The following is a 25468-nucleotide window of genomic DNA, read 5'->3' as shown; positions in this document are numbered from 1 at the left end:
TTTTCAACAAAGATGAACTCATACCGCACTCATACCTGCAGCGAATTGCGCGCTGCGAACATCGGCAAGCCGACCACCCTCATCGGCTGGGTAGATTCCGTCCGTGACCACGGCGGCGTCATATTTATCGACTTGCGCGACCGCTCCGGCATCACGCAGGTAGTCTTTCACCCGGAAGTCAACCAGGACGTGGCGAAGGCCTCCCAGCAGCTCCGCTCCGAAGACATGATCCAGATATCCGGCACCGTGGCTGCGCGCCTAAAAACGGACACGGTGGACACCACCAATGCGGACCTTCCGACCGGGGAAATTGAAGTCTCCGCGGACACCCTGAACGTCATCAACAAGGCGGACGTGCTCCCCTTCCAGCTGGACCGGGCCCTCTCCAATGAAGACCTGCGCCTCAAGTACCGCTTTCTGGACCTGCGCCGCCCGTCCATGGTCCGCAACATGCAGATACGCCACCGCGTGACCAAGACCACGCGCGACTATCTGGATGAACACGGCTTCCTGGAAATTGAAACGCCCATCCTTTCCAAATCCACGCCTGAAGGCGCGCGCGACTTCCTGGTCCCCTCCCGCCTGGCACCCGGCAAATTCTATGCCCTCCCCCAGGCCCCGCAACAGTACAAGCAATTGCTCATGGTAGCCGGCATGGAACGCTACTTTCAGATCGCCCGCTGCTTCCGTGACGAAGACCTGCGTGCGGACCGCCAGCTGGAATTCACCCAGGTGGACATTGAAGCCTCCTTCATCACGCCGGAAGACATCTACAACCTGGTGGAAGGCCTGCTCAAGCGCGTGTACAAGGAATCCCTGGACGTGGACATTCCCACCCCCTTCCCCCGCATGACGTGGAGGGAGGCCATGGACCAGTACGGCTCCGACAAGCCGGAACGCCGCTTCGGCATGAAGCTGACGGACGTCTCCTCCATCTTTGAAAACAGCGGGTTCAAGGTATTCTCCTCCGCCGTAAGCAATGGAGGCGTGGTCAAGGCCATCAACGCCAAGGGGTTCGGCTCCGCCTCCGTCGGACAAATCGACGCCCTGACGAAAACCGCCGTGGAAGCCGGAGCCAAGGGCCTGGCCTACATCAAGGTGCGCGAGGAAGACTGGAGAAGCCCCATCTCCAAATTCCTTTCCGACGAAGAAAAGCAAAAACTCACGGAAGCCCTCAACATTGAAACCGGAGACCTCGTTCTCTTTGCGGCCGGTCCGTGGGAACCCTCCTGCGATATCCTGGGCCGCGTGCGTCTGCAATGCGCCGAATTCATGGAACTGCTTAAGGACAACACGGAACGCGACTTCCTGTGGGTCATCGAATTCCCGCTGGTGGGCTGGGATGAGGAAGAACAGCGCTGGGTGGCCATCCATCACCCCTTCACCCGCCCCGTCAAGGAAGACGAGGAAAAACTGCTCAAGGGAGAACTCTCCTCAGACCTGCGCGCCCAGGCTTACGACGTGGTGCTCAACGGGACGGAACTGGGCGGCGGCTCCATCCGAATCCATGAACGCGACTTGCAATCCGCCATGTTCAAGGCGCTCGGCGTCACGGAGGAACAGGCCCGCGAACAATTCGGCCACATCCTGGACGCCTTCAGCTTCGGCGCTCCGCCCCACGGCGGCCTTGCGCTGGGCCTGGACCGCCTGGTCATGATGATCTGCAACGCGGAATCCATCCGTGAAGTCATCGCGTTCCCGAAAAACAATCGCGGAGCGGACCTGATGAGCGACTCCCCCGCCGCTGCGGAAGAGCGGCAATTGCGCGACATTCACATCCAGGTGAAACTGCCCGCTAAAAAATAACCGGAATCTTTAAACACAAACCCCCGGATGGAAAAACTTCCATCCGGGGGTTTTTCATTCAAAGAGCTTCCTGCATCCGGAACCACGCCAACGGCAAGACAGAAATCCCTTCCTATAAACCGTGCCCGGCGCCCGTCAGACGCCGCCGGATATCCGCCATCTGCCGTAAATTCTTCATGACGGGCAAACGGTGACGCTTGTCCAGCGGCTGCGGAGGAGGATTGCCCGTCGTCACCATGGTGAAACGCTGGTAACCCTTCACCTCCGGATAACGTCCCCAGTAATACGCCGTCCACCCGCTGTCCGGCGCGTCCGGACCAAAGGGAGCATAAACCATGTGCCGTTCCTCTCCAGGATATAAATTAAAAGCGCTGGTGCCTATCACAATATCTTCCGGCGCGTCCGGCAGCAGCTCCAGCCTGCGAACATACTCCCGGATTTTTACGGCCGCATACGCCTTCAAGGCATACAGGCAGCCGTAAACACGCTGTTCCACGGAACCGCTGCCCCAGAACACCATCTCCCTCCGGTCGGCAAAACGCAGCAAATCATCTCCCGACACCATCACCGTATCCGCATCTATCTTCACCAGGGTATCCCCTTCATCGTCCATGCTCCGGAGCATCTCCCCCAGCATCCCTTCAATACAGGCCTTCCCCCTCAAATTGCCGCCTCTTTCCCAAAAGGACACGCGCCATTCCGCCCCCAGTTCCTCCGCCTGCGCCTTCACCTCATCCGGGCAAGGATGGCGCCCGTCGTCAATCACGACCAAATGGGCTCCGGGGAGGGCATGCCGGACACACAGCAGATTCTCCCCGACCAGGGCGGCGTCTCCCGAATAAACGAACAAATGAACGTGAATGCTTGCTTTCTTTTTCATCATCAATAACTCTATCGCTGGAACTCTTTTTCCTGTTTGCGATCATCATGACAGGAACTGCCGGACATCTCCATCTGCCGCAACGGGCCTTGTTCAACAGGCTCCAAGGAAAGCTCCGGCAGGAAAGAAGGAGAGCCAGACACTGCGGCCTCCTTCCGCGCCTCCTGCTTCAACCGCAGCACGCCCAACTTGATTCTGGAGGCCATATTGCCCAGGGCATTCGCCCGGGAAGGAATCAGCCAGCCGCCAAGAACACCCTGATGAAGGAAATCCGTCTCTGCGGCCAGCACTTCTCCCGGCCTCAGTCCGGAAAACAGACGCACCCACAGAGCCATCAAACCTCGGCTGATGAGGGAATCGCTATCGGCATCAATCCGCACCAGACCGCCTGCAAGCTCCAGCCGCAGCCATACCCGGTACTGGCATCCCCGCAGGAGGCAGGCTTCCGTTTTCCATTCCTCCGCAAAGGGCGGCAACTGTTCCCCCTGGCGCATTAAAAAACCGTACAGAGCCCCCTCCCCGGACAGGGCGGCCAGCTCCTGCAGTAGAACCTGCCGCCGTTCTTCAAAACAATCCATATGTTCTTATTCGTTATATATTAAAAGCAATTCCGACCGTTCAGAAAACCCTCTTGAAAATTGACTTAACCGGAACGGTCCGGCTCCCTAGCCCTTCAATACACACTCGTCCCGCGCTGCCATCATGGAACCAGACCCGATTTCAATATTCAAAATCCGGCAGGGATGCTGGCGCTGTTCCGAGGCGCAATGCTGTAATCCCTGAATCAAAACCCTCAGGTCACCCGCCCGGTCATCTATTCTCCATCCGGAAATAAGCAAACGAAGACACTGCACTGCCTCATCTCCATTCGTTTGAAACCAGATGACCATCGTTTCATCCGTGGCGACGCGGCAGCCCCTTCCGGTGAGCCTGAACATTCCGGAATCTCCGATGCAGTCCATGCTGTCCCACACAACCTCCTTAATACCGCATTCGGCGGAATTCCTGACGGCAATCTTTCCACCGGGAAACCATCCCATATGGAACAATAAGCACCGCATCAGGTAGGCGCGCCTTAACGCACAATCCTCCTGATGGGTGCCAAGACCGAGCGACTTCCTGGCGCCGCAGAACTTGCTCCCCCGGTCAATGGTTAGTCTGACCTTATAACTTCCGGATGTATTCTTCCGCAATTCGATTGATCTATAGATGGACATGCAAATATTCATACAATATCCAAAAACTATATATATAAAATCAAACGGGCCTAGAATAAAAATGTTAGAAAACAGCGCAACTTCATCAAAAAAAGCAATATTAGAAAACTATGCAATAAAGAAAAAAAGCAAAATATTCCATATCTGGAACGCTTCTGGCGTTCATGAAGAATCCTGCGCAGCAGACCTTTCCTCCCCTCCCGGCATTTAAAAAACCGGCAATCCTTTATAGACAGTCTCAAGAGAGCTTTCTAAGGGAGCTTCCACTTGGCCCCTCCCTATAGCCAATCAGAGAAGGCAGGTCAAGCTGCTTTTTCTATTCGCGGCCACTTTCACCCAAAGTAAAAAAACATTCTTTCCTAACAAGCAGAAAGAACCTCAAACCATTTTAAAAACAGACAGCGAAAGCCTCTTCGCTTTTCAAGAACCAAACAGGCTTTCCGTGAATAGTCCTCAATCTTCACACACGATTCGCTCCCCGGAAGAAACGCTTCAAATATCGGACCCATGCCAGCGAAACCAATCCTTCCATGAAGTCCATATATACCATCCCATGCACAAGACCACAGGCAATAGGACAAAAACAGCTCTCCTCAAAAGGCAGCACCATTTAAAAAGGGAATCGATACTCATCTCCCTCTCTTCCAATAGCATTGATAGTCTATCCTGACACAATGGCCAATAACCCGTAGCCCCTGGAATAACATTAGGCACCACTTGCCTTTTCTTCCCTGTTCGCGTTGTACCTTGCACCCCAAACCCCGCTTTACCCCCAGTTCAGAAAGCTCCAAAGCTGTCTGCCAAATAAAAATGAATTGGAGGTGTAGGACAGGCAATCCATGCTCGTTCCCATCAACTGAGCTCCCTATGAACAAAAACCGAGGCACATATGTACCTCGGCGTATAATTTACTTTATATTAAAAACTTAGATAAAGATATGATATCGCAATCTCTTTTATCAACAGTAATTTTACTTTTATCCTTATACATATTAAGAACGGCATCTACGACTGCATCAATATATTGCTCCGTTGAATCTGACCTTGCATAATTTTCCCGGCATATTGACCGTTATTTCTTTTCTGAAAATCAACCTTCGAATTTCATATTTTGTATTGTCGATTCATCCGGCCGATAACCAGTTATTCTCTTAAATACGAGAAACTTACTTCAAGAAGAAGAGGAATTTTCTACAAATTTAGAAGGATTTATATTTTCCAATTTCCCTAGCGTGTAGCTACTTTAGTCTATTTGTCTCTCTTGAGGGATCCCATCTGCGTTAGCATTTAAATCCCAAATGATCTACCTAAGTATATTTGTACGTCTTGTCCCATCGCTCCTTTTTATTGCTGTCTAGCACATCTGTACTATCTGCTGAGATACTGATATTACGGATAACTAAAAACATCAAAACCTATAGATGAACTGAAATGAGTGCCAGTAATCAAATAACACAGTAGAATCAATATATTAGTTAATGTAGTATATTAAGCCCAAATTCTCGTTACAGCATTCACAGGAATAGCGAAATTGCATTGCCATAGCTTGGATCATTTCTACATTCAGTGTTACTCTTAGATATTAAAAAAAATGAGGTTGCTTTAATTTGATAAAACAACCTCATTAAATGATGTAAAGTCAATAAAAACTAAAACTAATCCTTCTCAACTTGATTCACTATTTTATCATAAAACCATTTCTGAAAATTTTTACATTCATCCACCGTCATAGTTTTTTTAACAGTATTACCATTGAAAGAATACAAGTTATGTATTATTTTATGATTTTTTGCATCTTCATAAATGCCTAATGGACTTTGCAATATTTCCGGATCAATCAAGCCGGCATCTACTAATCCTTTAAATATTTTATTCATTAAGTCAAATTTCACTAAGCCTTTTCCATCAAATTCATAGATGGAATTTGCTATGACATTAGCAGTTATCTGATCTACAATTTGCCGTAAGAGAATTTCAAGCTCCTTCATATCACCCTTTTCTTTCCTCAATACTGCCATTTCAGCAGATAATGAAATAATATAGGAAAGTCGGTCTATTTGTTCCTGACACATTTGTATATCATCCTGTTCCGGATCACATACAGAATTCTGGGTTGAAAGAAAAATTATACTCCAAACAATATTTGCAGCGAAAAGCACCCCTATTGCACTCCATAAAAAATATTTACTTATATTACATTTCATGCTAGTTTATCTTAACTTTTTACATTTCTCTTCACATTCTTTTAATTTTGACGAAAAAAGCTTATTGAATTCTTCTTGTTTCTTTTCTTCAATTTCCTCTTTTTTTGGTATCTTGTTGATAGATCCCAATCCGTCAGTATATGGATTCCCGTTACCAAAGGTTCTGCTATTAATTGTAAATGAACCTGTCATTGGAGCAATTGCTTCTCCATACAGCGCATTTTTTAACCAACCTTCACACTTGCATTTACACCTACATGTAAATTCTACTTTTACGTTCACCTGTAAAGAAAGCAAAAAGGGTGCCGCCGTAGTGAAAGACATCCCTAAAGCATCTAATCCTTTAACTGCGGTTTTTACAAGTTTAGGACGTTTAGTGTGCTTTTCAATTACTGCTTCAGATACTTTACGTACATATCTTTCGGTTTCCCGTGTTCCAGCAAACTCCTCAGTCACTGTAATATCACTAGGGTCCTGTGTTAAAACGCAACCATCTCCATACCGTTCTTCTCTGGAAGAAAAAGACAGACCTAGATACTCACTGATTGATACAGGATTATTTTTTACAAATCCATATAAATGGACACCACCTTTTTCTCCAATCGGATCTCTGGATATCCAGCGACCATCTTGGGGATTGTAATGGCGGTAATTGTAGTAAATCAAACCTAAGTCTTCGTCATGGTACTCGCAGGAATAAAGGAATGGCATAGACGCAGCCTTAATTCCTTCCGAACTCAAGGTTTCTCCGTAGGGCGTATATTCAAACTTCGCCTGACGGTTTCCCGAGGAGTCAAAGAGAGCGCTTACGCTCTTGAGCAGATCGTGCGCCACATACCGGGTGGTGGCCACGCTCTTGTCCGCGTTGTGCGTGCACATCGCCAATACCCGTGTCGACTCCGATTCAGAGGGATCCCAGAACCACGTACCCAGCAAGGGCGGATTGGAGGTATTTTGCGTGCAGTCCATGCTTGCCACCATTAGATATCCCATATACGCGAATCTTGTACGTCTGGTCAAGTTATTTCCATCATATTCCACTTTTTCCACACGTCGACCAAGATAGTCATACACACATTCCACCTTTTTGCTTCCCTGTGTAAAGACCACCGGACGATTGTCCGCATTATACTGGACAGACCATATTCCTGTGGAAGTGTTCACACTCGTTTGATTACCGTCAGAGTCATACACAGGTGCGAAGGCTGTTCCTGAATGTGTCACAGTAGCATACTGGTTCAAACTATTGCTTCGATAGGTACTGGAAATGCCTTGTTCTGCCGCCGTCTGGCGGTTGCCGATATTGTCATAGTCATAGCTGAAGGCTCCTCCCGCGTTCATGGTGTCTTCCGTCAATTCCCCTCGTGCATTGTAGCCATATGTGTGGCGACGGGAAAGAGCAGTTGAACCCACATAGTCTTCCCGTACGGAAGGACGCCGCATACTGTCCCACGTATAGGCGTGCTTGAGCGCAGGAATGGAGGAAGTTCCCTTCACGTAAGTCAGGGACACCGGCAAAGGAAGATTGGCATGAAACACTGTGTTTCTAACCAATCCATTCGGATAGGTCAAACTGTTGAGCCAGCCCGTAGCCGAATCATATCCATACGTAAAGGATGAACCATTAAGCGACATTGCAGAAAGGCGGTCTGCGACATCATATTCCAGAGCGACCTGCTGTACCATTGTTCCATTCAGAGAAAACGTATATCCGGACGAACGATCCAAAGAATCACGCTGGTACTCAAGCAGGCTTGCTACCATGCCAGAAGTTTGTTCGTAGGCAATATCTTCAAGATCCCAATAGTAAAAGGAACGTGTTCCGGATGCATCCTGGACGGAAGATAACCGATCCATCCTATCATAGGAAAATGACACAGACGGAGTTCCATCACTATGCGTTATAGAAGCTATTTTTCCTGATACAGTATCATACTGGTATTCCGTCGTCACTCCGCGGGACTGGATACGAGTTCCCAGACGCCCCCAGTCATCATGGTAATACGAAGTCATGGAACCATCCGCATAAGTCTTATTCACCACAAGTCCACTCACAGGGTCATAAGTCCAGCGTGTGATATCGGAATCCGAGGATGGAATCGCATCCAGAACAGATCCTGATGCACGATAGGTATGCAGAGCCACAATACGGTCCATGGCATCATATTCCCATTTGATGGGCTGGACAGCCGTTCCATACTGCTGCACTAAGCGTCCACGAAAATCATAGGAAAACCATGTCTGCTTGCCATCAGGAGTTACAATACAATTTGCCAGCCCTGTAACCGCATCATAGGAGGTAGTAGTCGTCTCTCCGTCCTGGTCCGTTCGGCTTGTTTCCCTTCCTGTGGCATCGTTGACGATGGTCATGTCTTTACCACGGGCATCGCGGATTGTAAGCATATCTCCGGTCATACTGTAAGTACGCTTGTACTGGGTCATTGTCCCATCTATTTGTATCAGGCGTACGGTATCCCCGTTCAGGATGACTTCTTCCTCTTCCCTGTCACATCCCTTCCGTCCCCTTAGAACACGTATATTACCGTTTTCATTGTAAACTTTTTCCCAAATGGAACGGTATTCCGGTAGCCTCTCCCTCATAACGACTGACTCCAAAGATTGCAGGGCACTGTCCGTTCTGGAGACTAATGTATATGTATATTCGAAGTCAGCATCCAATCCCTCACAAATAGCCTGTACGTAGTCCATACGCCAGACAGCATTTACCGCTGAAGCAGACAATCCGGGAGGAGGAAAAGACAGGCGGGTATAACGGGAAACCACTGAATACCTGTATGGAGAATTATCAGGCCAGTCATTCCAACTCCTCATCCATCCCGTCAGTTCTCCTCTGTTATTATAATGGTACCACAACGGGCATTCATTCTTTTGCTGTTCACATACTATTTGCCCGAATCCGTTATATTCGGCGTTATACTGGTCTACCATCACAGCGCCGTTAGAATGTAAAATTCTCAATATCTTGCCATCTGCATTTTCCAGAATATTTTCTATCATATCTCCGGATGAGGAAAGACGGCGTATATATTTCCAAATCCCGGACCAGTCCGCCTTATATTCATAATAACGCGCCTCCCGTCCTGTGCCGGACTCTTCCACAACCAGGCCGGAAGGAGCTTTCCTGGTCACCAGCGTAGCTCCGGGCGATGTTGTTTCAATCATTGTCAATCCGTCTTGGGAATAAGAATAAAGGGAGGTTCGCCCCATCTTATCCGTCCGGGAAGTGACTCTTCCCAGTAAATCATATTGGGAAGAAACCGTCGTTTTCCTGTCCCCTATGGAGTGGCTCACTGACAAAATCCTCCCCATCCCATCGTATGTCGTTTCCGTTATACTATCCGGACAAACGGCATTCATATCTACATCATTCCAATTTTCCACAGCCACGGCAGCATCCCTTTCCACACACACCAGACGTTTGGCCCCATCATAGGTATAACGCGTCTGCAGCCCTCTTACATCTGTTTCCCACAATGGTCCCGCACAACTCCATTCCATCATGGAATACAAGCCATTGGCGTAATCTGTCCGGATCAAACGATGTGAAGGATCATAGGACATCCGGCGAAAGTCAATGGAGACAAATCCCGGCGAATATAAATGAACTTGATGGTCTGTAGCAATTTCATCTCCGTTCTCTGCATAATAGCGAATTATCCTGGAGGACTTTTCTGAATCCGCCACATCTATATAGTCATCCTCTGTACATTTCCAAACAGCGCCATAATCACTGCAGGCAGAATATTCGCGACGTGAAATATTTCTGGCTTCTCCATTATTTACTATATCAGGATTATCCACATCTTGCACGTTTTCATATTGATATCTGCATTTCAACCGTCCTGGCACATACACGCAGTCATGAACTGTGTACCATTCCTCAACCGTAGTTACCGAATTCAGAACACCCACATTTGTAGAACCCAGATAGGTGCGTGTGGCGGTTTTCGAATAAACCTGTTCCGTCTTATTGTATTCATACTGTGTTTTTTCCAGACATTCGGTCCTCTGAGGAGATACCAGTTCTACAAGCTCCTGAGAAATTCTCCGGTCATTGAACAATTCATCTGCATATGAATAGGAAGTTCTCATAGAAATATCCCCATACCACGGCTCCGTCCGTTGAATCACGTTCCCGTTGGAATCATACTCCATCTCCACCACGGCTCCGTCCGGGCGCGTTTCCCTGATGCGTTTGCCATAATTGGGGGAAGAAGGATCGCTGCCGTATCCGTACGTCCATGTTCTTTCCAGCGGGGTTCCATATCCTTCCGTGCGGGAGATAAGGACGTCCCCGTACAAACGGCGCTGGTATACTTCCTTTTCTGCGGAACACAGCACGGCATGCCCGGTTCCGGCCACGCCGCTGTATACATACTTGAATTTTTCCTTCTTGTCTGTGTAGTACCCTCCCGCCACCATGGCCTGTCCGTTAATATCCTTGGCAACCAGGTTTTCATGGCCGGCCGCCGGAAGGCATCTGGTGACGATGCTGATGGCATCATCCCCCTCGCCTTTCACCAGAGTCAGGTCATCCGGGTAAAGACCCGCGCGCCATTCGCTGATAAAACCTCCCGGTTCTTCAATACGGAATGTCTGCAACAGCATCTGGGTCACTTCCGGATTTTCTTCATCCACAGCCCTGGCAACCATCGTCTCCGTATCCGCGAACGTCCAGGACAGCTTCCATGTCTTGATGGGAACAGCTCCTTTGCGAATGATATACGTGCCATCGTTGTGCCGCCCTGTCACGTCTGCGGGGGCATACCATCTAATGCTCTGAACATCGCTTAGGTCCAGCAAGCCGTCCGTCTTATTCCACACCTGCTTCAGCATGAACAGGGAAAGGGAATTGAAGGTTTCCACCGCACTGCCGGGTTCGTCAGAGACATCCTGCCTGACTACCTGAAGTTCCGCGGCCAGTTCAGCAAAGGTGATTTTCACGCCGAGCGGCGTTACGATATGATCAAATAAGGCGGAATTGGGGCGGAAGCGCATGGTCATGCCGTCTTCCTGAACTTCTTCCAGATAGGAAACGCCATCCACCACAACGCGCCGCATCCTGTCCTGGAACATCTGGCTACCGCCAAGCGCCTCTGCCCCGGAAATATTTGGAGAGGCAAAGCTGTAATAACGCGGAAATCCTTTTTCCGTCTTCACCACCGCCCGGGAAACGTCTTCCGGTTCTTCCGGGCGGCTGATGGATGCATTGAGGGTTTCAGCCACTTCCAGACGGCGCTGGGAAATGTGCTCGTACTGGAAAGCGGTCCCCCAGCATAACCCGGCATCCATCATGTTCAGGTTCAGCATCAGGCGGCCTCCACTCAATTCCGGCCACTTGGGAAAGCGTCCGAATTCTATGGAGAAGTCCACGCTGTTGTTGTCCGTACTTCCCGTACCGGAGTCGCCCTCGGAACACGGGCACGGGTATTCCGTCTCCGGCCCTATGGGAGTGACAGGGTACCACGTATTGGGCCACGGCATCGGAGACGGTTCATCATTGGAGACAAATGTCACGGGGTGGCTGGGCATTTCTCCGGATTGTTCCGGAGCGGATGACTGATCATTAATTTCTTTCATTGTTTTATTGTCATTGATGCATCTGCCGGGAATAAGGGAAAACGCCGCCATGGAATTTCCCCGGCCCCATTCCCGGCAGATGCTTTGGGTCAGGTTCAGGCGGCAGGCTGACGGTCCACGGAAACAGGACGGTTACAGATGGCGTTCCGCAGGCATCTCATGACGGAGATGCGGGCGCGACGCGCCACCTTGTCCTGATAACGCCGGCTCATGGAGATCATGTCCATGTCTGCCAGGGATTCCGCAGACGGAAAGGTCGTCCAGTTGTAATGCCCCCACAGGGGGCCTCCGGTTCCTCGCGTCCATGCCCTGGCGAGGAGTGGGGCCCCATCCGGGAACAGGGCGGTAAACGCTCCCAGGATGACGGCGCCCTCCGGACATTTCATCACGGAGGAGGATTGCTCCAGATGCTGGAGAATGGCCCGAAGCACAGCAGGCTTCAGGGCATAAAGCTCATTGCACAGCAGGCCGGACCGAAGACAGGTTCCGGATAATCCCGCTTCGGAACGGGCAAATTCCCTTAAAAAACCGGCATGGAGAATGAGATTGTCCGGCTTGGTGCGCACCAGCACATCATGTTCATGGCGCACAGCCTGAGCCATCAGAGCCAGAATAGCGGCCGCATGTTCGGAGGACGTATCAGTTTTCTTCAGCACTTTCCATTCCACGGACATGTTCCTCAGCACTTCCCTGACGGTTTGGGGACAGCGTGCCCGGTCATCGTCCAGAATAATGACAGACGCTTCCGGAACGGCACGGCGGATGCCCTGTACAGCTTCCACCAGCAGAGGAGCGTTGTTTGCCTTGCAGGGAATGAAAAAGATGATTCCCGGCTGCTCCACAGGATCAGGCTGCGGAGAATTTGATATGGATTCATTCATACAGATAATCGTGAGTTGTAATGAAATGATGCGTTGCATCAGTTCCAACCTTCATCATTACCCTGTATGAATGCACGCTGTTTTAACGGGCCTAGGACATTGGTTTCAAATAAATTGAGGCATTTTCACGGTGGCAGTAATGAGTCTGTCTTTTCCTCTCATGCGTTTCTTCCGGCCCTTCCTCCGCGTTGCCCCTCGGCAAGAAAAGAAAATGAATACCTGGCCCCATTTCCACCGATATGGACATTATCACAAGCAGGGGATACCCTCTTCTCCAACCAGCCGTTCAGACTGCCGGAAAAGTCTGCAACTGCATCCATTCCGTCCTCCCGCCTGTCAAATTATCTCTTTCCTCTCATCCGCACGGAAGACTCAATATGCTGAATCCCATAAAAAGGCCCTTCTCCGCCCTGTACGTTTCCGCCAGCCAAAGCCTCTTTGCCGCGTGCATGAAGAAGGGCGGTTTGAATGGACATGCAATCCCCTTCAAACCGCCCTGCCTGCAGGATTTCCATGACAGAAGAAACAGCCGGTAAACGAACACCGGGTGCCCTGCCTTCAAAGATTTTACCGCCTCATTTACCGGAAACAGAAGGCACCGGGCCTTCCAGTACGGCAGTAGCGCCCCTTGGAGCCGGTGGCGCTACCTCCAGGAACCTCTCCGTCACCGTCTCTTTTCTTTCCTCCGGATGGTCGATCAAAGAGATAACACGGTCCACCGCCTCGCATGCGTTGGGGTGCATTTCCTTCCGCGCCTCCCTCACAGCGCTGCAAGCCGTCCATGTGAATTCCTCCGTATGGGCATCCGCCTGTTTCATCACAGGCGCCAGAATCATGCCCTGATAAATGATCGCTCCAATAATGATCACCAGGCCGACACACCCGCAAGTCAGCGCGCCCCTGGCAGAACCATACGTCCTGTCATCACTCCTCTTTACCGCTACCGCTCCCAGAATAATAGCCAGAATGGCACAGAGAAGGCCGGGAACAATTGCTACCCACCCCAGACATGGAAGAAAGGCGAGCAACGCGAGAATCAATCCTACAATACCCAGAACCAATGCAAGAATGGTTGAAACGGTATCGGGGACGGAACGGCGGGGATCCGAGTAGTTTATTTTGTTCATCTTTCATTTTTTCATTGGATTTCCAGACACGGAAACGCTCTAATGTTAAAGAAAGCGTGTAAAATCTGTCAAGGAACCTCCCTGTTGCCCCTTGACGGCTCTCTCCTGTTCCAACATCCCCGGCTCATGTCAAAACAAAGGCCGAACGCTTCTCAATGCGCTAAAAATAAATACCATGATTGCATGGTCAATCATACTGCTTCCCTAGCTGCATGCCTTCTTCAGAACATCGCCAGTATGACAAAAAACGCATGACACATCCATGGCCCTGCACCGGTCAGGAAGTTGTTTTTCCCTTTCCGCCTGCTGTTTTTTCATCCCGGAAGACCATTTTTCTTCCCCAAGCCTGCCCTCCTCCGCCAACACCATGCCAGATAAAACACGGCAGCTCCTCCATTGAGCAGCCCAGCCATAAACCAGACCGGAGCGCCCCGGTTCCTCTCCCATGCGGCGCGTATATTCCCGCGGGCCATTTCCACATACCCGCGCGTCATGCCGCACAAAGGGCATTCCCGGTGAGGCACGGCCACGGAAGCCGCCAGTGAATTCATCCCGGCAGGACTGACTGCCAGGGCCATGAGGGACGGCGCCAACAACAGTAAGGACAGGATGGCCCATGCAGGCAGCCACACTTTCCTGATCATCCAGCTATTGCGGCATGAACGCCACGCAGAGCGCATGCAATTCATCGCCGTGCTCCCTTGAAAGCGTTTCAGAAACTACAGGTCCTGGGAACCCGTTTCATCAGCGGGGGAGGAATCCTCCGCATCCCTGAGCCTTTTCAATTGCTCCTGGTTCTGCTGCTCCATCTGTTGAAGCTCTTTCTGGATCTCCTGCGCCTTCTTTTCCACATAATCCTGGTGCTGTTCCATGTAAGTCACGGTCGCGCTGGCCATCCATGCCTGGACAATGCCTGCTGCGGCAGATGCCGCCAACGCAATAATGGCGACGACAAGAGCGCCCTTGGGAGAGCCCTTGCTCACAGCCACAATACTCATGATGAGGGCAATAATGGCCAGCAGAGCCGCAGGAATCAGGGTAATCCAGCCCAGGCACGGGAAAAATCCGATCAACGCCAGCACCAGGGCAATAATGCCGAGGACCAAAGCAGCCGTGCAGGAAGGGGAACCGCTGCAGCAGGACGGAGGGGGAGAAGAATCAGGAGCATTCATGATCGTGTTATTCTATGGAGTTCAGTGAAAATTCCCTTTGGAACCTTCATCCCTTCCCTTACTGGAAGAGAGCATTCCTGTCAAGATGCAAGCTCTGCCATTCCGGACATCCGGCTGTCATTCCACGCCTCAAAGCATCAGATACCCCACCACCACAGCGGCTGTTCCCAAGAAGGCGCTGACCAGCATCAATTTCCGCTTCCCGCGGTTTTTCCACATCAGCAGAATTCCGGTAACATACAGTATAATCAGGGAAAGAGCCGCCCCGTATCCTAACGCAGTAAACCACCATCCCGCCTTCCCCTTGTGAGCCAGCATCAGATTGGGGTAAATGCCGGGCTCCACCACTTCCGCCCGGAGGGCATGGCCTTTCCTGAGGAACAGCACATGCGTATCCGTCATAGGACCCAGGAGGTAGTTCCCTTTGAACGGCCTTACCTTTCCTTCCGGCAATGCCACTCCGCGGCGTTCCAGTTCCCTGCAGGAATCCTCATAGGGCGGCTGGTCGGCGGCATTCAGCTCATGCACCGCCACATGGGAAGTGAAGTGCTGGTCCACGCCGCCCATGTACAGCAGGCCGGTCACGGCATACACCACGATCATCGGCAGGAAAAACAGGCTCAGGACCAAATGAAGGGAATGGGAAGACAACGCTTTCATCATTATTCAAGTAATTATGTTATTATCCGTGAAGCAACTCCGCCAACGCTTTTCCCAACCGCCCGATCTGGACGTCCCGATGGGCCGCCGTCACCGTAACGCGCAGACGGGCCGTTCCGCGGGGGACCGTAGGATAACGTATGGCGGGAGCCAGAAAACCGCGTTCCAGCAACGTACCCGCTGCGGCCAGGGCGGCATCATTCTCTCCCATTACCACGGGGAAGATGGAGGAAACGGGCCTGCCGGGCATTCCCAGCGCGGAGGACAAGGCATCCGCCAGCACGGAAACATGACGGCGCAGTTCCTGCCCTTCTGCACTCCGGATCACTTCCACCGCGGCCAGGGCGGCGGCGGCCAGGGCGGGAGGCGGAGCCGTGGAATAGATCAGGGACCGCGCAGAATTGATCATCACATCCGCCCAGGCGCGGGAACAGGCTACATAACCGCCGCTCACCCCGGCGGCCTTGCTCAAGGTCCCCATCTGAAAATCTATTCGGGAGGAGACGCCCAGTTCCTCCGCCAATCCCGCCCCGTGTTCTCCCAGCACACCGAATCCGTGTGCTTCATCCACCAGCAGCAGAGCGCCGAATTCATCCTTCAGGCGCACGATTTCCTGAAGAGGCGCGCGGTCCCCGTCCATGCTGAAAACGGATTCCGTCACCACCAGGATTCCGCCGGAAGGATTCGCGCTCCGCAAATGCTCCAGCTTTTTTCTCAATGATTCCATGTCGTTATGCAGGAACGTGGACAAGCGGGCACCGGACAGCCGCGCCCCGTCAATCAGGCTGGCATGGGACAGCTTGTCCATCAGCACCGTATCCTCCCGGTCCGCAATGGAGGTAATCACCCCCAGGGAGGTTGCGTAACCGGAGGAAAAGCTGACCGTCGCTTCAGTCCCCTTCAGATCAGCCAGGGCCTCCTCCAGACCGGAATGCGCCCGGCGCGTCCCCGTGACCAGGCGGGAAGCCATGGCCCCGGCTCCGCCATCACGCGCCGCACGGGAAAAAGCCTCCGCCAGGGCCGGATGATGAGCCAGGCCCAGGTAATCATTACTTGCCAGGTTGACTACCTCCCGGCCGTCCTCCATGCGGGCCATGCCGCCGGGCAGGCAATCCACATTCCGCAGAACGCGCAGCAGTCCCGCGGACTTCAACTCTGATAAAAACTGTCCAGGATTCTTCATAAGCGTTCTCGCTACAGAAACATGTTAGCCGTCCACGTCAAGGCTCAGCACTACATTATGGCCGCCCATGGAAGCGGCGGACTTAACCAGCATCCGCCTCCCATCCAAAGGCAATTCTTCCGCAACACAAGCCGCACCTGCCGGGGAACTTACCCAGAAAGGATTAGGTGGCAAAGCCCCCTCCCTGATAAAAGCCAGCATCAGGGCCAGTTCCAGAATGCCGCTGCCGCCAATGGCATGACCCGTCCAGGGCTTCATCATCCTTAAATCCGGAAGGCCGGTTCCAAAAACCCGTTTTAAAGCGGCCCGCTCGGAAGCGGCATTCCCCGCCGTTCCACTGGCATGGGGGCAGACGGTCAAAGGAACCCTTCCATCCCAATTCCGCAGGGCGGCATCCAGCAGGGCGGCAATGCTCTTTCCATCCTCCGGCATTCCCAGCGGGCTGTAGGCATCTGAATTCACCAGATAATCCTTCACGTAAATGCCGGGACCGGAAGACAACTCCAGCGCCATGGCCGCCCCTCCCTCGGAAATGCACATGCCGTCGGCATGGGGACCGTAGGGATCATTCATTCCGTTGCGGGAAAGCATCCCGGAAGCCCAGTACGTCCCCAGCAGCTCCCGGCACAAGGGCAAATCCAGCCCGATAGCCAGCGCCCTCCTGACAATTCCCTGACGCATCAGCATGGCCGCCATGCCCACGGCATCCAGACCGGCGGCGCAGCCGCTCGCCAGCACGTGGTAAGGCCCGCGAATCCCCAGTTCAATGCTGACGCAGGAGGCAAGCTCACTGTGCAGGGAATTGGGAACGGCCAGAATCTTCATGGACCGCCGTCCGGGCCACGGGCTCAGCCAGCCGGAGGCGTTCCCGCGGGAACTGCCCACAATCAGGGCCGCATCCTTCAATTCTTCCTCTCCCCAACCGGCTTCCTCCACAGCCTGCCGCGCCAGCAGCAGCGCCAACTGGGAGGCAGGGCCGTTCCTGCGGCTGCATAAAAGCTTCCTGTCCGGAATCCACCCGCTCAAAACATCGCCCCACGGATACCCCGCTCCCCACAGTTCCCTCAACGGCTTCAACACGCTGCGCCCTTCCCTCACTCCGGTGAGATGGGCTGCCGCCCCCATGCCAAAGCCGGAAGCCAGCCCCAGGCCGCATACCCGCGGCTCCGGTCTTCCGTGACTTTTTCCCCCCGCAATCATGACGGCGGCCAGACTACTGCCGCACCCGGAAAAACTCAAGCTTCCGGTACGTCAGGAACAGCCAGGAAAAACGGTACCCCTGCCGTCTTGCAACGGGCTTCCTTTTATGGCAATCATAGTCCCATGACCATTCAGACCGCCGGATTTTTATCTCTTCTCTTCATGGCCATTTGCCTTCCCTCCCTCTCCTTTTCCTCACCGCAAGGAAAATTCCAGGCGGCTGACTGGGCGGTACTCCATTCCTCCCGGAACGACCAGCGGCACGTCTCCTCCCGCGGCGTCGTGCAAACAATGCTGGAAAACATTCAGCCGTCATGCGCATTCTCTCCGGACATGAGACCGGAAGACTTCCCCGCCTGGCAGAAAAAAGTCCGGGAAGCCATGGAAAAACTGATGAAATTCCCCCTTCATGACAACCTTCCCGCACCCGTCCTGGTAAAAACCGTGCAGAGGGAACACTACTGGGTAGAAAAATGGGAAGCCTATCCCCTCCCGGGCGCTGCGGTACCGTTTCTGGTACTTGTTCCGGATACCGCTTCAGAAAAAAATCCGGTTCCCGTGCTATTCTGCATCCCCGGTTCTGATCAAACCAAGGAAGAACTGGCGGCGGAAACGTCGCCGGACCTGGCCCAGCCTCCCGTACCGCAGCCGGGCAGCAATGCCATGGCCTGCCACTACGTCAAACAGGGCTGGGCCGCCGTTGTGGTGGATAACGCCGGAACGGGAGAGGAGGGCGACGCCGAGCACGCCGCCGGCCGCTCTTCCCACGACTATGAAAACCTGGCCCGTTTCCTGCTGGAAATGGACTGGAGCTGGCTGGGCTACACCTCCTATATGGACCAATGCGTTCTGGACTGGGTAAAAACACGCCCCTGGGTGCAGAAAAACCGCATCATCCTGAGCGGCTTCTCCCTGGGAACGGAACCCATGATGGTGCTGGGCGTCCTGAATCCGGACATCTTTGCCTTTGTGTACAATGACTTCCTGTGCCGTACCCTGGAACGCGCCAAAGTCATGACCATGCCCAGCAGCAGGGGAGTGCGCTCCGCGCCCAACTCCATCCGCCACCTCATTCCGGGTTTCTGGAAGCAGTTTGACTTTCCAGATATTGTGGCCGCTCTGGCTCCCCGCCCCGTAATCTGTACGGAAGGCGGTCTGGACAGGGACTTCCAACTCATTTCCGCGGCCTACCGCACAGCCGGAGCGCCGGACCATTTCCAGTACCGCCACCAGCCCCGCTTTGCAGACCCGGCCCAACGCTGGCACGGAGAACATTTGCCCGCAGGGCTGGACAGAGACGCCTTTTTCCGCCTCGCCAATGTGGACCCGAGCAACCACTTCTTCAAAAAAGACCTGGTCATTCCCTGGCTCAAGGGCCTTTTAGGCAGGGGACAGCAATAAGCGGGAAAACCATCCCGTTCTCAAACACGAGTTGTGCGGAATAACGGAACAGAACGTTTCCCCTGCCTTCAGGAATGCAGAAACAATCTGCGGCACACTTTCCGGAAGGCACAGCCCAGCTTCCCGAAAAAGCCGACGACTGCACGGGCTTCCCTGTTAACGTCCATAGTCTTGAACAAATAACGCCGTACGGCATCCACCAGGGAGCAGCCTGCATACACCGCAACAGCCATTGCCAGTACCTTCACGACCATCAACGCAGGGGAAGAAGACGCGGCCCATTCAAAGACATCCCATAAAAACCATTTGCCTATCAAAACATTGCAATGCAGCACATAAACACTGAACGAGGCGGCCGCCAGCCATGAAATGCAGGCAACCGTCCTGCGGGATGAAAAACGCATGCGGGAAAAAATCAGGAACAGGGCAACCGCCGTTCCTACAATGAACGGAGAATTATAGGCAATAAACGTTCCGCCGCCCCTTATCTGTCCAATCAGGTACGGGGACACCACGTCAAGAACCATCTTGAACGCCCAGACAAAACATACACACCCGGCATAAAGCATCCATAAGGCGCCCGTCCTCATTCCAGTCAACAGGCCATGCTTTTTAATATACATTCCCAGCATGTAGAGAACGCCCAGCCACCAGATGGAATACCCTCCCTCTACAGGAAACACATCCCTGTGAAGCAAGGTGGGAACCACGGAAAACAGAACAAAAACGGTAACCAGAAGATACTGGAACTGTGATTTGGTAAGCCGGTTCCCCAGGACATTAAGGAAAGGAATAAAGAAAAACAGCCCTACATACGCCGTCACATACCAATACTGGACGGTTAAAACGGGAAACAACGAATTCAGGACGTCATTAAAATGAACCACCTGGGAGGAAAACAGCAGCACCAGCAGCAGACTGCCCGCCGTATAAAAAATCACCTGGAACCATAAGGTAACCACGCGTTCATACCTGAACGTCCCGTCACAGCATACATACCCAGTAATCAGCGCATAACAATTCACTCCGCAATAGGCGGCAATCTCCAGAAGCCACCCTACCCGGTAGGAAGCGGAATCATGATTGTCCAGCGGCAATACATGAGTGGCGGCCAAAAGATGAAGAACCAAAACCAGCATCATGGCGACAATGCGCAAGGCGTCTATTCCATAATTCCGCGACAGGGGAATATCCAGACCACCATAGGAAGAAGGCTTTCCTTTTCCCTGATCACCAGCCGACAGCAAGCTCATGGGGATATTTCAACGGATTTCTTATCCGTGGTCAAGTTCCAAGCTTGAGGGAAAAGTATTTGAGAAAAAACCTCCGATGGTTTAAGGGTATCCCGCAGGGAACGGCAGGCTTCCGGCTTTCGGATAAAGCATAAAATCCCAGGAGGGGGAAAGCGGCATATCCTCCTGTTCATATATCTTTTCAAGGACCGGGAGGCCCTTGTTCCCAGGGCTTTCCTATTCTTTTTACACATGGCGGATCATGCTGCATCCCTGTGAAGAAAGGCTTTTCTTTCGGAAAACCTTTCCATCATTGATGAAAACGCGGATAAGAAATCCGCTGCCCATGATCAGGCAATCCGGCTGTCCAAATCGAACACCTGCCCGGAGGCTGCCGTGAGGACTTCCTGCAAAAACAGAATAAACGCCGCGGCCTGCTCCGGCGTATTGAACCTGCCCAGAACATGCCTGGACAAAGCAGACTCCTTCACGCTCTCCCTCAACCCGGCCGTCATCTCCGTCAGCATGAACCCCGGCAGCACCAGATTAACGCGTATTCCCTCCCTTCCCCATTCCCGCGCCAGGCTCTTCACCAGGCCTTCCAGCGCAGACTTGGAAGCGGCATAGGCCGCCTGGGACGGAGCCGGGCGAAGCGCCGCATAAGAACCCACCATTACCACCTGCCCCTCCCGCTTCTCCCTCGCCATGGCTGCGGCGGCACAGCGGGCGCACCAGGCGGCTCCCGTCACATTCACGTTCATCACCTCGTCCCACTCCTTCTCCGTCTGTTTCAGGAATGGCCTGTCTCTGGTAATTCCGGCGGCGCACACCGCCAGGTCATACGGAGCATGTTCATCAAACCAGCGGCGCACGGCGGAACGGTCCCCTACGTCCAGTTCAGCGTGTGACGGAGCATCCGCCTCCCATCCTGCGGCGGTAAAACACTCCACGGCAGCCCGCGCCAAACCGCCGTGGCCGCCGCTGATAAACATCCTTCCCATGCTGGAACCTCTCCGGAATCGTTAAATGCCTCACTTGGGGTCCACCCACCGCCCGTACTCCTTGATCAGGTCCACCAGCCGCTCCACGGCCTCCTCCTGGGGAATGTTGAACTTGACGGGGGTGTGCTTCACGTACAGGTTGATCTTGTTCGGCGCGCCGCCCACATAGCCGAAATCGGCGTCCGCCATCTCGCCGGGACCGTTCACGATGCACCCCATCACGGCAATCCTCACGCCCTTCAAATGCTCCGTAGCCTTCCGGATGCGGGCCGTCGCCTCCTGAATATTGTACAGGGTGCGTCCGCAGGACGGGCAGGAAACGTAATCCGCACGCGTCAGGCGCGTCCCCGTAGCCTGCAAAATATTGAATCCCAGGAAGGAAGCCAGCCGGGGATCCGATTCCCCCTGAATCAGCACGGCATCTCCAATGCCGTCGCTCAGCAGGGAGCCGATATTGCGGGCGGCCACCAGCGGCACGTCCTCATCGGAAACGGAACCGGGCACCAGCGTATCCTTCAGCAGAATCAGGTGCCTGTCTTCCATGCGGGAAGCCAGAAGGCGGAACGCATACACGGGTTCCATGTCCAGGCCGTTCTTCACGGTGACAACGGACGGTTCGGCCAGTTCCTTCAGCGGCTCCAGCTCGTCACCGCAGCGGGGGTCCACCTCAATGGCCTCCAGTTGGCCGAAGGCCAGCTCCGGCATCATGTCCCCCATCGCATCCCGTTCCGTCTGGAGGGCGTAAAACCCCGCATCCGGCACCACCACGCGCACGGGCTGCTCCCAGCCCAGGCGCACCCCGTAACACATCGCCAGCCCTCCCTGCCTTTTGGAAAACTTCAGGGGATCATAGCTCAACTCCGGTTCGGGAAAGGAAGAAACGGGATCATCGGAACGTTCCGACGGCTGGAACGGATTGGACAGGCGGTAGGCCACGGGCACTTCCCGCACGGCGTCCTCCGTCAGGGAAACGCGCAGGGTATCCCCAATGCCGTCCGTCAGCAGGGACCCGATGCCCACCGCGCTCTTGATGCGGCCGTCCTCTCCGCCTCCGGCTTCCGTCACCCCCAGATGAATGGGATAATTCCAGTCCGGCCCCAGGGCATTCATGCGTTCCACCAGCAGGCGGTAGGCGGCCACCATCACCTTCACGTTGGAAGCCTTCATGGAAAACACCAGGGAATGGTAATCCAGGTCCCGGGCAATCTGAGCAAACTCAATCGCGCTCTCCACCATCCCCTCCGGCGTATCGCCAAAGCGGTTCAGAATGCGGTCGGACAGGGAGCCGTGGTTGGACCCGATGCGCATCGCGCGGCCATGCTCCCGGCAAAACAGCACCAGGGGCGTAAACTCCTCCCTCAGGCGGTCCAGTTCCTCACGGTATTCGGCGTCCGAATACTCCCTCACTTCAAACTTCTTCTTGTCGATGAAATTGCCAGGATTAATGCGTATCTTCTCCACCCACTTGGCGGCCTCCATGGCGGCGTCCGGCTTGAAATGAATATCAGCCACCAGCGGCACATGGCAACCCGCCGCGCGCAATTCACGGGAAATATTCTCCAGATTGGCCGCATACGCCTTGGTCTGGGCGGTCAGGCGGATAATCTCGCACCCCGCCGCGGCCAATTCCAAAGCCTCCTTCACGCAGGCATCCGTATCCCGCGTATCGGACGTCAGCATGGACTGGACCCGGATGGGATTGGAGCCGCCCACCCCCACATCCCCCACCATGACTTCACGGGTCACGCGGCGCGTATAACGGTAAGGACTCGGACAATAGGAAGACTGCATGAAACCACTCTACCGCGCCAGATTCCCCTGTCAACCATCCTTCAAAAACGGAAAGCCTTTTCACGTCAACCCATCAACATTGAAAAGGGAACGGAGCCGTTCCCGCTGCACGAAGACTTGATACGCTTTACAGCAAATTAACTATAACCAAGAATAACCATCATGTTTGAACCACTCAGGAATGTCTTCATGCGAATAGCAGAAAAAGAGCAGGTAAAACTCCCCTCAACAACACCGGGAACAAGCTTTGGCTTGACACACAAAAAATTAACCCTGGACCACATTTCCTCCATAGGAGTCAAGGCAGGGCTCTAAAAAAGATAAAGCACTGCCGGTTCCCACTAATCGCATCATTTCATCAATCCCTGTCACTTCTCAAGTTACCCATAACGGCAACGGCATCAGGAAAAAGAGCGGGCATCAGACAAGTTTTTCCGCGACCAAGAGCCCTTCTGAATCCGGAACCGGGTTACAACCTGGGAAATGCGGTTACACTTCCCTATTTCCCTGCATCGTTTGGGCAGATTGTATAAAGTGGTTCCTTTTAACATCATAGGGCTGCGTTATTTCTTTGGCGCTTCTTCCCATTGCCCGGACTCGAATCACCAATCGACGCACTTCCAAACTTGAGCTATTTTGCCAATATTCGCTAAGCAATTAAATTTCAATCACAAGAAACCTACCGTGTTTCTTCGGGTTTCATGAACAACTGCATATTCTTAAGCAAAGCTTCGTCCATTTGTTTTGCCAATGGCAAAACGGAAATATCCATCGTCTCGTTTTTCAGCATAACGGCCGTATTACCCCGTATGAAACTAATTGAGGAGTATTCTCCCTGGGGTACGGGGACTCCCAATTCATTGATTACCGGTTTGAGGCAGACATCGTAATCTCCCACCAGACCGGGATGTACCTGCAGGATTTTTTTCAGGATATCCGGCTTGATAAGTTGTTTTGATTGCTCCGCCTGCATCGCGAACATCGCTCTCAAGGCCTGGTCTTTCGTATGAAGATGCAGAATCGTGTAGGTGACGGGATAATCCCGTCCATTCTTGTTCACGCTAAAAGTACCGGAACATCCGTTGACGTGAGATTCGTCATGACCTTTTTCCGCAATAAAAGGGATATTTACGTGCTTCTTGAGCCAGCGCACCGTTCCGATGCCGCTATTAATATTGGGTATCATTTCAGGCCCCTTGTCTTCGTTCCCGTCCGGCATATTCAGGTTGAGAATATTATCATTCCGTTGCAGCTCGCGAGCATTCCGATCAATCCTGTCGTATAAGCTCTCGGGCATGCCTTTTGTTAATTTCCTTAATTCTTCTTCACGCCTGGTCCTCTTTTGATAAGGCATCTTTGAAATATCCTTCCACTTTTTCACCGCCTGCCGCGTCCTTTTCGGAAAATACCCGAATTGGCGTTTTCCATTAAGTGCGGCGAGTATGGTCTCTGATATTTCAAACAGTTCTTTATCCTTAAGCTCTTTTCTAATAAGCGGAAAGAACCAGTGGTCAGCAGCAATGAGGGAAAACCCCTCCTGTTCTGCAAAGAATTCCCCACATAATTTTTTATCTTCGTCTAAAATAAACGGGACTTGCAGAAATGCCATTTTTATACCGTCACCAAACATGGTCCATCGGTATTCACGGTTACGGTTGACCGGAGGTCCCTGTTTTTGTGAGACAAGCATTTCATCTACTGCTTTCTGACGACTGTAGACGGGGTTTGGGGAGTAGAACATTTTGACGGCCATGTAGACGTTTCCCATGATATCGACAATGACCCAGTAATTCTGCTCATAGTCCCATCCCAGGTAGTACTGAGATATATTGAGCCCTTCCATGTCTTTTGCCGCCTCGGACTGTCCAGGAACAGGATTCCCGCCTGGTTTAATTTCCTCATACAAGTTATACAGACGGGCCTTGCGCTCAGCAGGATTGGATTTTATGGTGGTCTGGTTCCATACTGCGGCCGGTTTTATTTCCCAGACTGTTTGGCCGGGATACAGGTCATTCCCTGCAACAGGCGCCCCATGAAGAATCTGCCCTATGAGGGTTACGGCAATGAAGAAAAAGGGGAGAATTTTCATACTGTGCGTGCAAGTCATGATGG

The 25468-nt window shown here is 52.8% G+C and carries 21 protein-coding genes; 5 read left to right on the top strand and 16 right to left on the bottom strand.

From position 1 onward, the window contains the following. The first annotated feature begins 12 nt into the window (after positions 1-12). Complete coding sequence (gene aspS, locus HJW02_RS03090; RefSeq protein ID WP_102720981.1) at positions 13-1806, top strand: aspartate--tRNA ligase; 1794 nt, start codon at positions 13-15, stop codon at positions 1804-1806. 112 nt (positions 1807-1918) lie between these two features. On the opposite strand, the gene HJW02_RS03085 is transcribed toward aspS, so the two are convergent. From HJW02_RS03085 to HJW02_RS03075, 3 genes are all read right to left on the bottom strand, one after another. After that, complete coding sequence (locus HJW02_RS03085; protein WP_022396253.1) at positions 1919-2689, bottom strand: hypothetical protein; 771 nt, start codon at positions 2687-2689, stop codon at positions 1919-1921. An 8-nt stretch (positions 2690-2697) separates the two neighbouring features. Further along, entirely contained in the window at positions 2698-3264 is a 567-nt protein-coding gene (locus HJW02_RS03080; protein ID WP_102720982.1) for a SufE family protein, read from the bottom strand. 87 nt (positions 3265-3351) lie between these two features. After that, on the bottom strand, positions 3352-3903 hold the full coding sequence (locus tag HJW02_RS03075) for a hypothetical protein (protein ID WP_022396255.1): 552 nt from the start codon (positions 3901-3903) through the stop codon (positions 3352-3354). Here HJW02_RS03075 and HJW02_RS03070 point away from each other — a divergent pair. Beyond that, the gene (locus HJW02_RS03070) at positions 3902-4114 is read left to right on the top strand and encodes a hypothetical protein (protein WP_146018167.1); all 213 of its coding nucleotides are present in this window, start codon (positions 3902-3904) and stop codon (positions 4112-4114) included. The two genes, HJW02_RS03075 and HJW02_RS03070, sit on opposite strands and share 2 nt — an antisense overlap. A gap of 1444 nt (positions 4115-5558) precedes the next feature. Here the strand turns inward: HJW02_RS03070 and HJW02_RS03065 are convergent. The 5 genes from HJW02_RS03065 to HJW02_RS03045 form a co-directional block, all read right to left on the bottom strand. Continuing rightward, entirely contained in the window at positions 5559-6107 is a 549-nt protein-coding gene (locus HJW02_RS03065) for a hypothetical protein (RefSeq protein WP_102720983.1), read from the bottom strand. 6 nt (positions 6108-6113) lie between these two features. Beyond that, positions 6114-11759 (bottom strand): RHS repeat-associated core domain-containing protein, encoded by a 5646-nt coding sequence (locus HJW02_RS03060; protein WP_102720984.1) that lies wholly within the window; start codon positions 11757-11759, stop codon positions 6114-6116. Positions 11760-11803: 44 nt separating this feature from the next. Further along, positions 11804-12589, bottom strand: a complete 786-nt coding sequence (locus tag HJW02_RS03055; RefSeq protein WP_102720985.1) for a hypothetical protein — start codon at positions 12587-12589, stop codon at positions 11804-11806. A gap of 341 nt (positions 12590-12930) precedes the next feature. Next, positions 12931-13104 carry a hypothetical protein gene (locus tag HJW02_RS03050; protein WP_156340806.1) on the bottom strand — a complete coding sequence of 58 codons (174 nt, stop codon included), beginning with the start codon at positions 13102-13104 and terminating at the stop codon, positions 12931-12933. Between the two features lie 60 nt (positions 13105-13164). Continuing rightward, positions 13165-13716 carry a hypothetical protein gene (locus HJW02_RS03045; RefSeq protein WP_022396259.1) on the bottom strand — a complete coding sequence of 184 codons (552 nt, stop codon included), beginning with the start codon at positions 13714-13716 and terminating at the stop codon, positions 13165-13167. 576 nt (positions 13717-14292) lie between these two features. Here HJW02_RS03045 and HJW02_RS13995 point away from each other — a divergent pair. After that, a complete protein-coding gene (locus HJW02_RS13995; RefSeq protein ID WP_257228080.1) occupies positions 14293-14421 on the top strand; it encodes a hypothetical protein in 129 nt (42 codons plus the stop codon). A gap of 14 nt (positions 14422-14435) precedes the next feature. Here the strand turns inward: HJW02_RS13995 and HJW02_RS03035 are convergent, their stop codons facing one another. The 4 genes from HJW02_RS03035 to HJW02_RS03020 form a co-directional block, all read right to left on the bottom strand. Further along, on the bottom strand, positions 14436-14888 hold the full coding sequence (locus HJW02_RS03035; RefSeq protein WP_102733121.1) for a hypothetical protein: 453 nt from the start codon (positions 14886-14888) through the stop codon (positions 14436-14438). Between the two features lie 129 nt (positions 14889-15017). Next, positions 15018-15551, bottom strand: a complete 534-nt coding sequence (locus HJW02_RS03030) for a hypothetical protein (protein ID WP_102720988.1) — start codon at positions 15549-15551, stop codon at positions 15018-15020. 19 nt (positions 15552-15570) lie between these two features. Continuing rightward, positions 15571-16731 carry an 8-amino-7-oxononanoate synthase gene (locus HJW02_RS03025; RefSeq protein ID WP_102720989.1) on the bottom strand — a complete coding sequence of 387 codons (1161 nt, stop codon included), beginning with the start codon at positions 16729-16731 and terminating at the stop codon, positions 15571-15573. Positions 16732-16755: 24 nt separating this feature from the next. Then, entirely contained in the window at positions 16756-17970 is a 1215-nt protein-coding gene (locus HJW02_RS03020) for a beta-ketoacyl synthase N-terminal-like domain-containing protein (RefSeq protein WP_146017768.1), read from the bottom strand. Between the two features lie 84 nt (positions 17971-18054). Between HJW02_RS03020 and HJW02_RS03015 the strand changes: the two genes are divergently transcribed. Next, positions 18055-19332: an alpha/beta hydrolase family protein gene (locus tag HJW02_RS03015; protein WP_102720991.1), complete on the top strand. Its 1278-nt coding sequence runs from the start codon at positions 18055-18057 to the stop codon at positions 19330-19332. A gap of 68 nt (positions 19333-19400) precedes the next feature. On the opposite strand, the gene HJW02_RS03010 is transcribed toward HJW02_RS03015, so the two are convergent. From HJW02_RS03010 to ispG, 3 genes are all read right to left on the bottom strand, one after another. Continuing rightward, the gene (locus HJW02_RS03010; RefSeq protein ID WP_022396266.1) at positions 19401-20585 is read right to left on the bottom strand and encodes an acyltransferase; all 1185 of its coding nucleotides are present in this window, start codon (positions 20583-20585) and stop codon (positions 19401-19403) included. A 329-nt stretch (positions 20586-20914) separates the two neighbouring features. After that, the gene (locus tag HJW02_RS03005; protein WP_022396267.1) at positions 20915-21565 is read right to left on the bottom strand and encodes an SDR family oxidoreductase; all 651 of its coding nucleotides are present in this window, start codon (positions 21563-21565) and stop codon (positions 20915-20917) included. Positions 21566-21595: 30 nt separating this feature from the next. After that, positions 21596-23356 (bottom strand): (E)-4-hydroxy-3-methylbut-2-enyl-diphosphate synthase, encoded by a 1761-nt coding sequence (gene ispG, locus HJW02_RS03000; RefSeq protein ID WP_022396268.1) that lies wholly within the window; start codon positions 23354-23356, stop codon positions 21596-21598. Positions 23357-23518: 162 nt separating this feature from the next. Between ispG and HJW02_RS02995 the strand changes: the two genes are divergently transcribed. Continuing rightward, positions 23519-23671, top strand: coding sequence for a hypothetical protein (locus tag HJW02_RS02995; protein ID WP_156340805.1), 153 nt, complete (start codon positions 23519-23521; stop codon positions 23669-23671). Positions 23672-24035: 364 nt separating this feature from the next. On the opposite strand, the gene HJW02_RS02990 is transcribed toward HJW02_RS02995, so the two are convergent. Further along, complete coding sequence (locus HJW02_RS02990; RefSeq protein WP_146019596.1) at positions 24036-25463, bottom strand: hypothetical protein; 1428 nt, start codon at positions 25461-25463, stop codon at positions 24036-24038. Positions 25464-25468 lie beyond the last annotated feature (5 nt).

It is taken from the genome of Akkermansia sp. GGCC_0220, assembly GCF_017566105.1.
Taxonomy (GTDB): domain Bacteria; phylum Verrucomicrobiota; class Verrucomicrobiia; order Verrucomicrobiales; family Akkermansiaceae; genus Akkermansia; species Akkermansia massiliensis.
Note: the sequence above shows the minus strand (reverse complement) of the source record. Positions and strands in the feature narration are given on the sequence as shown.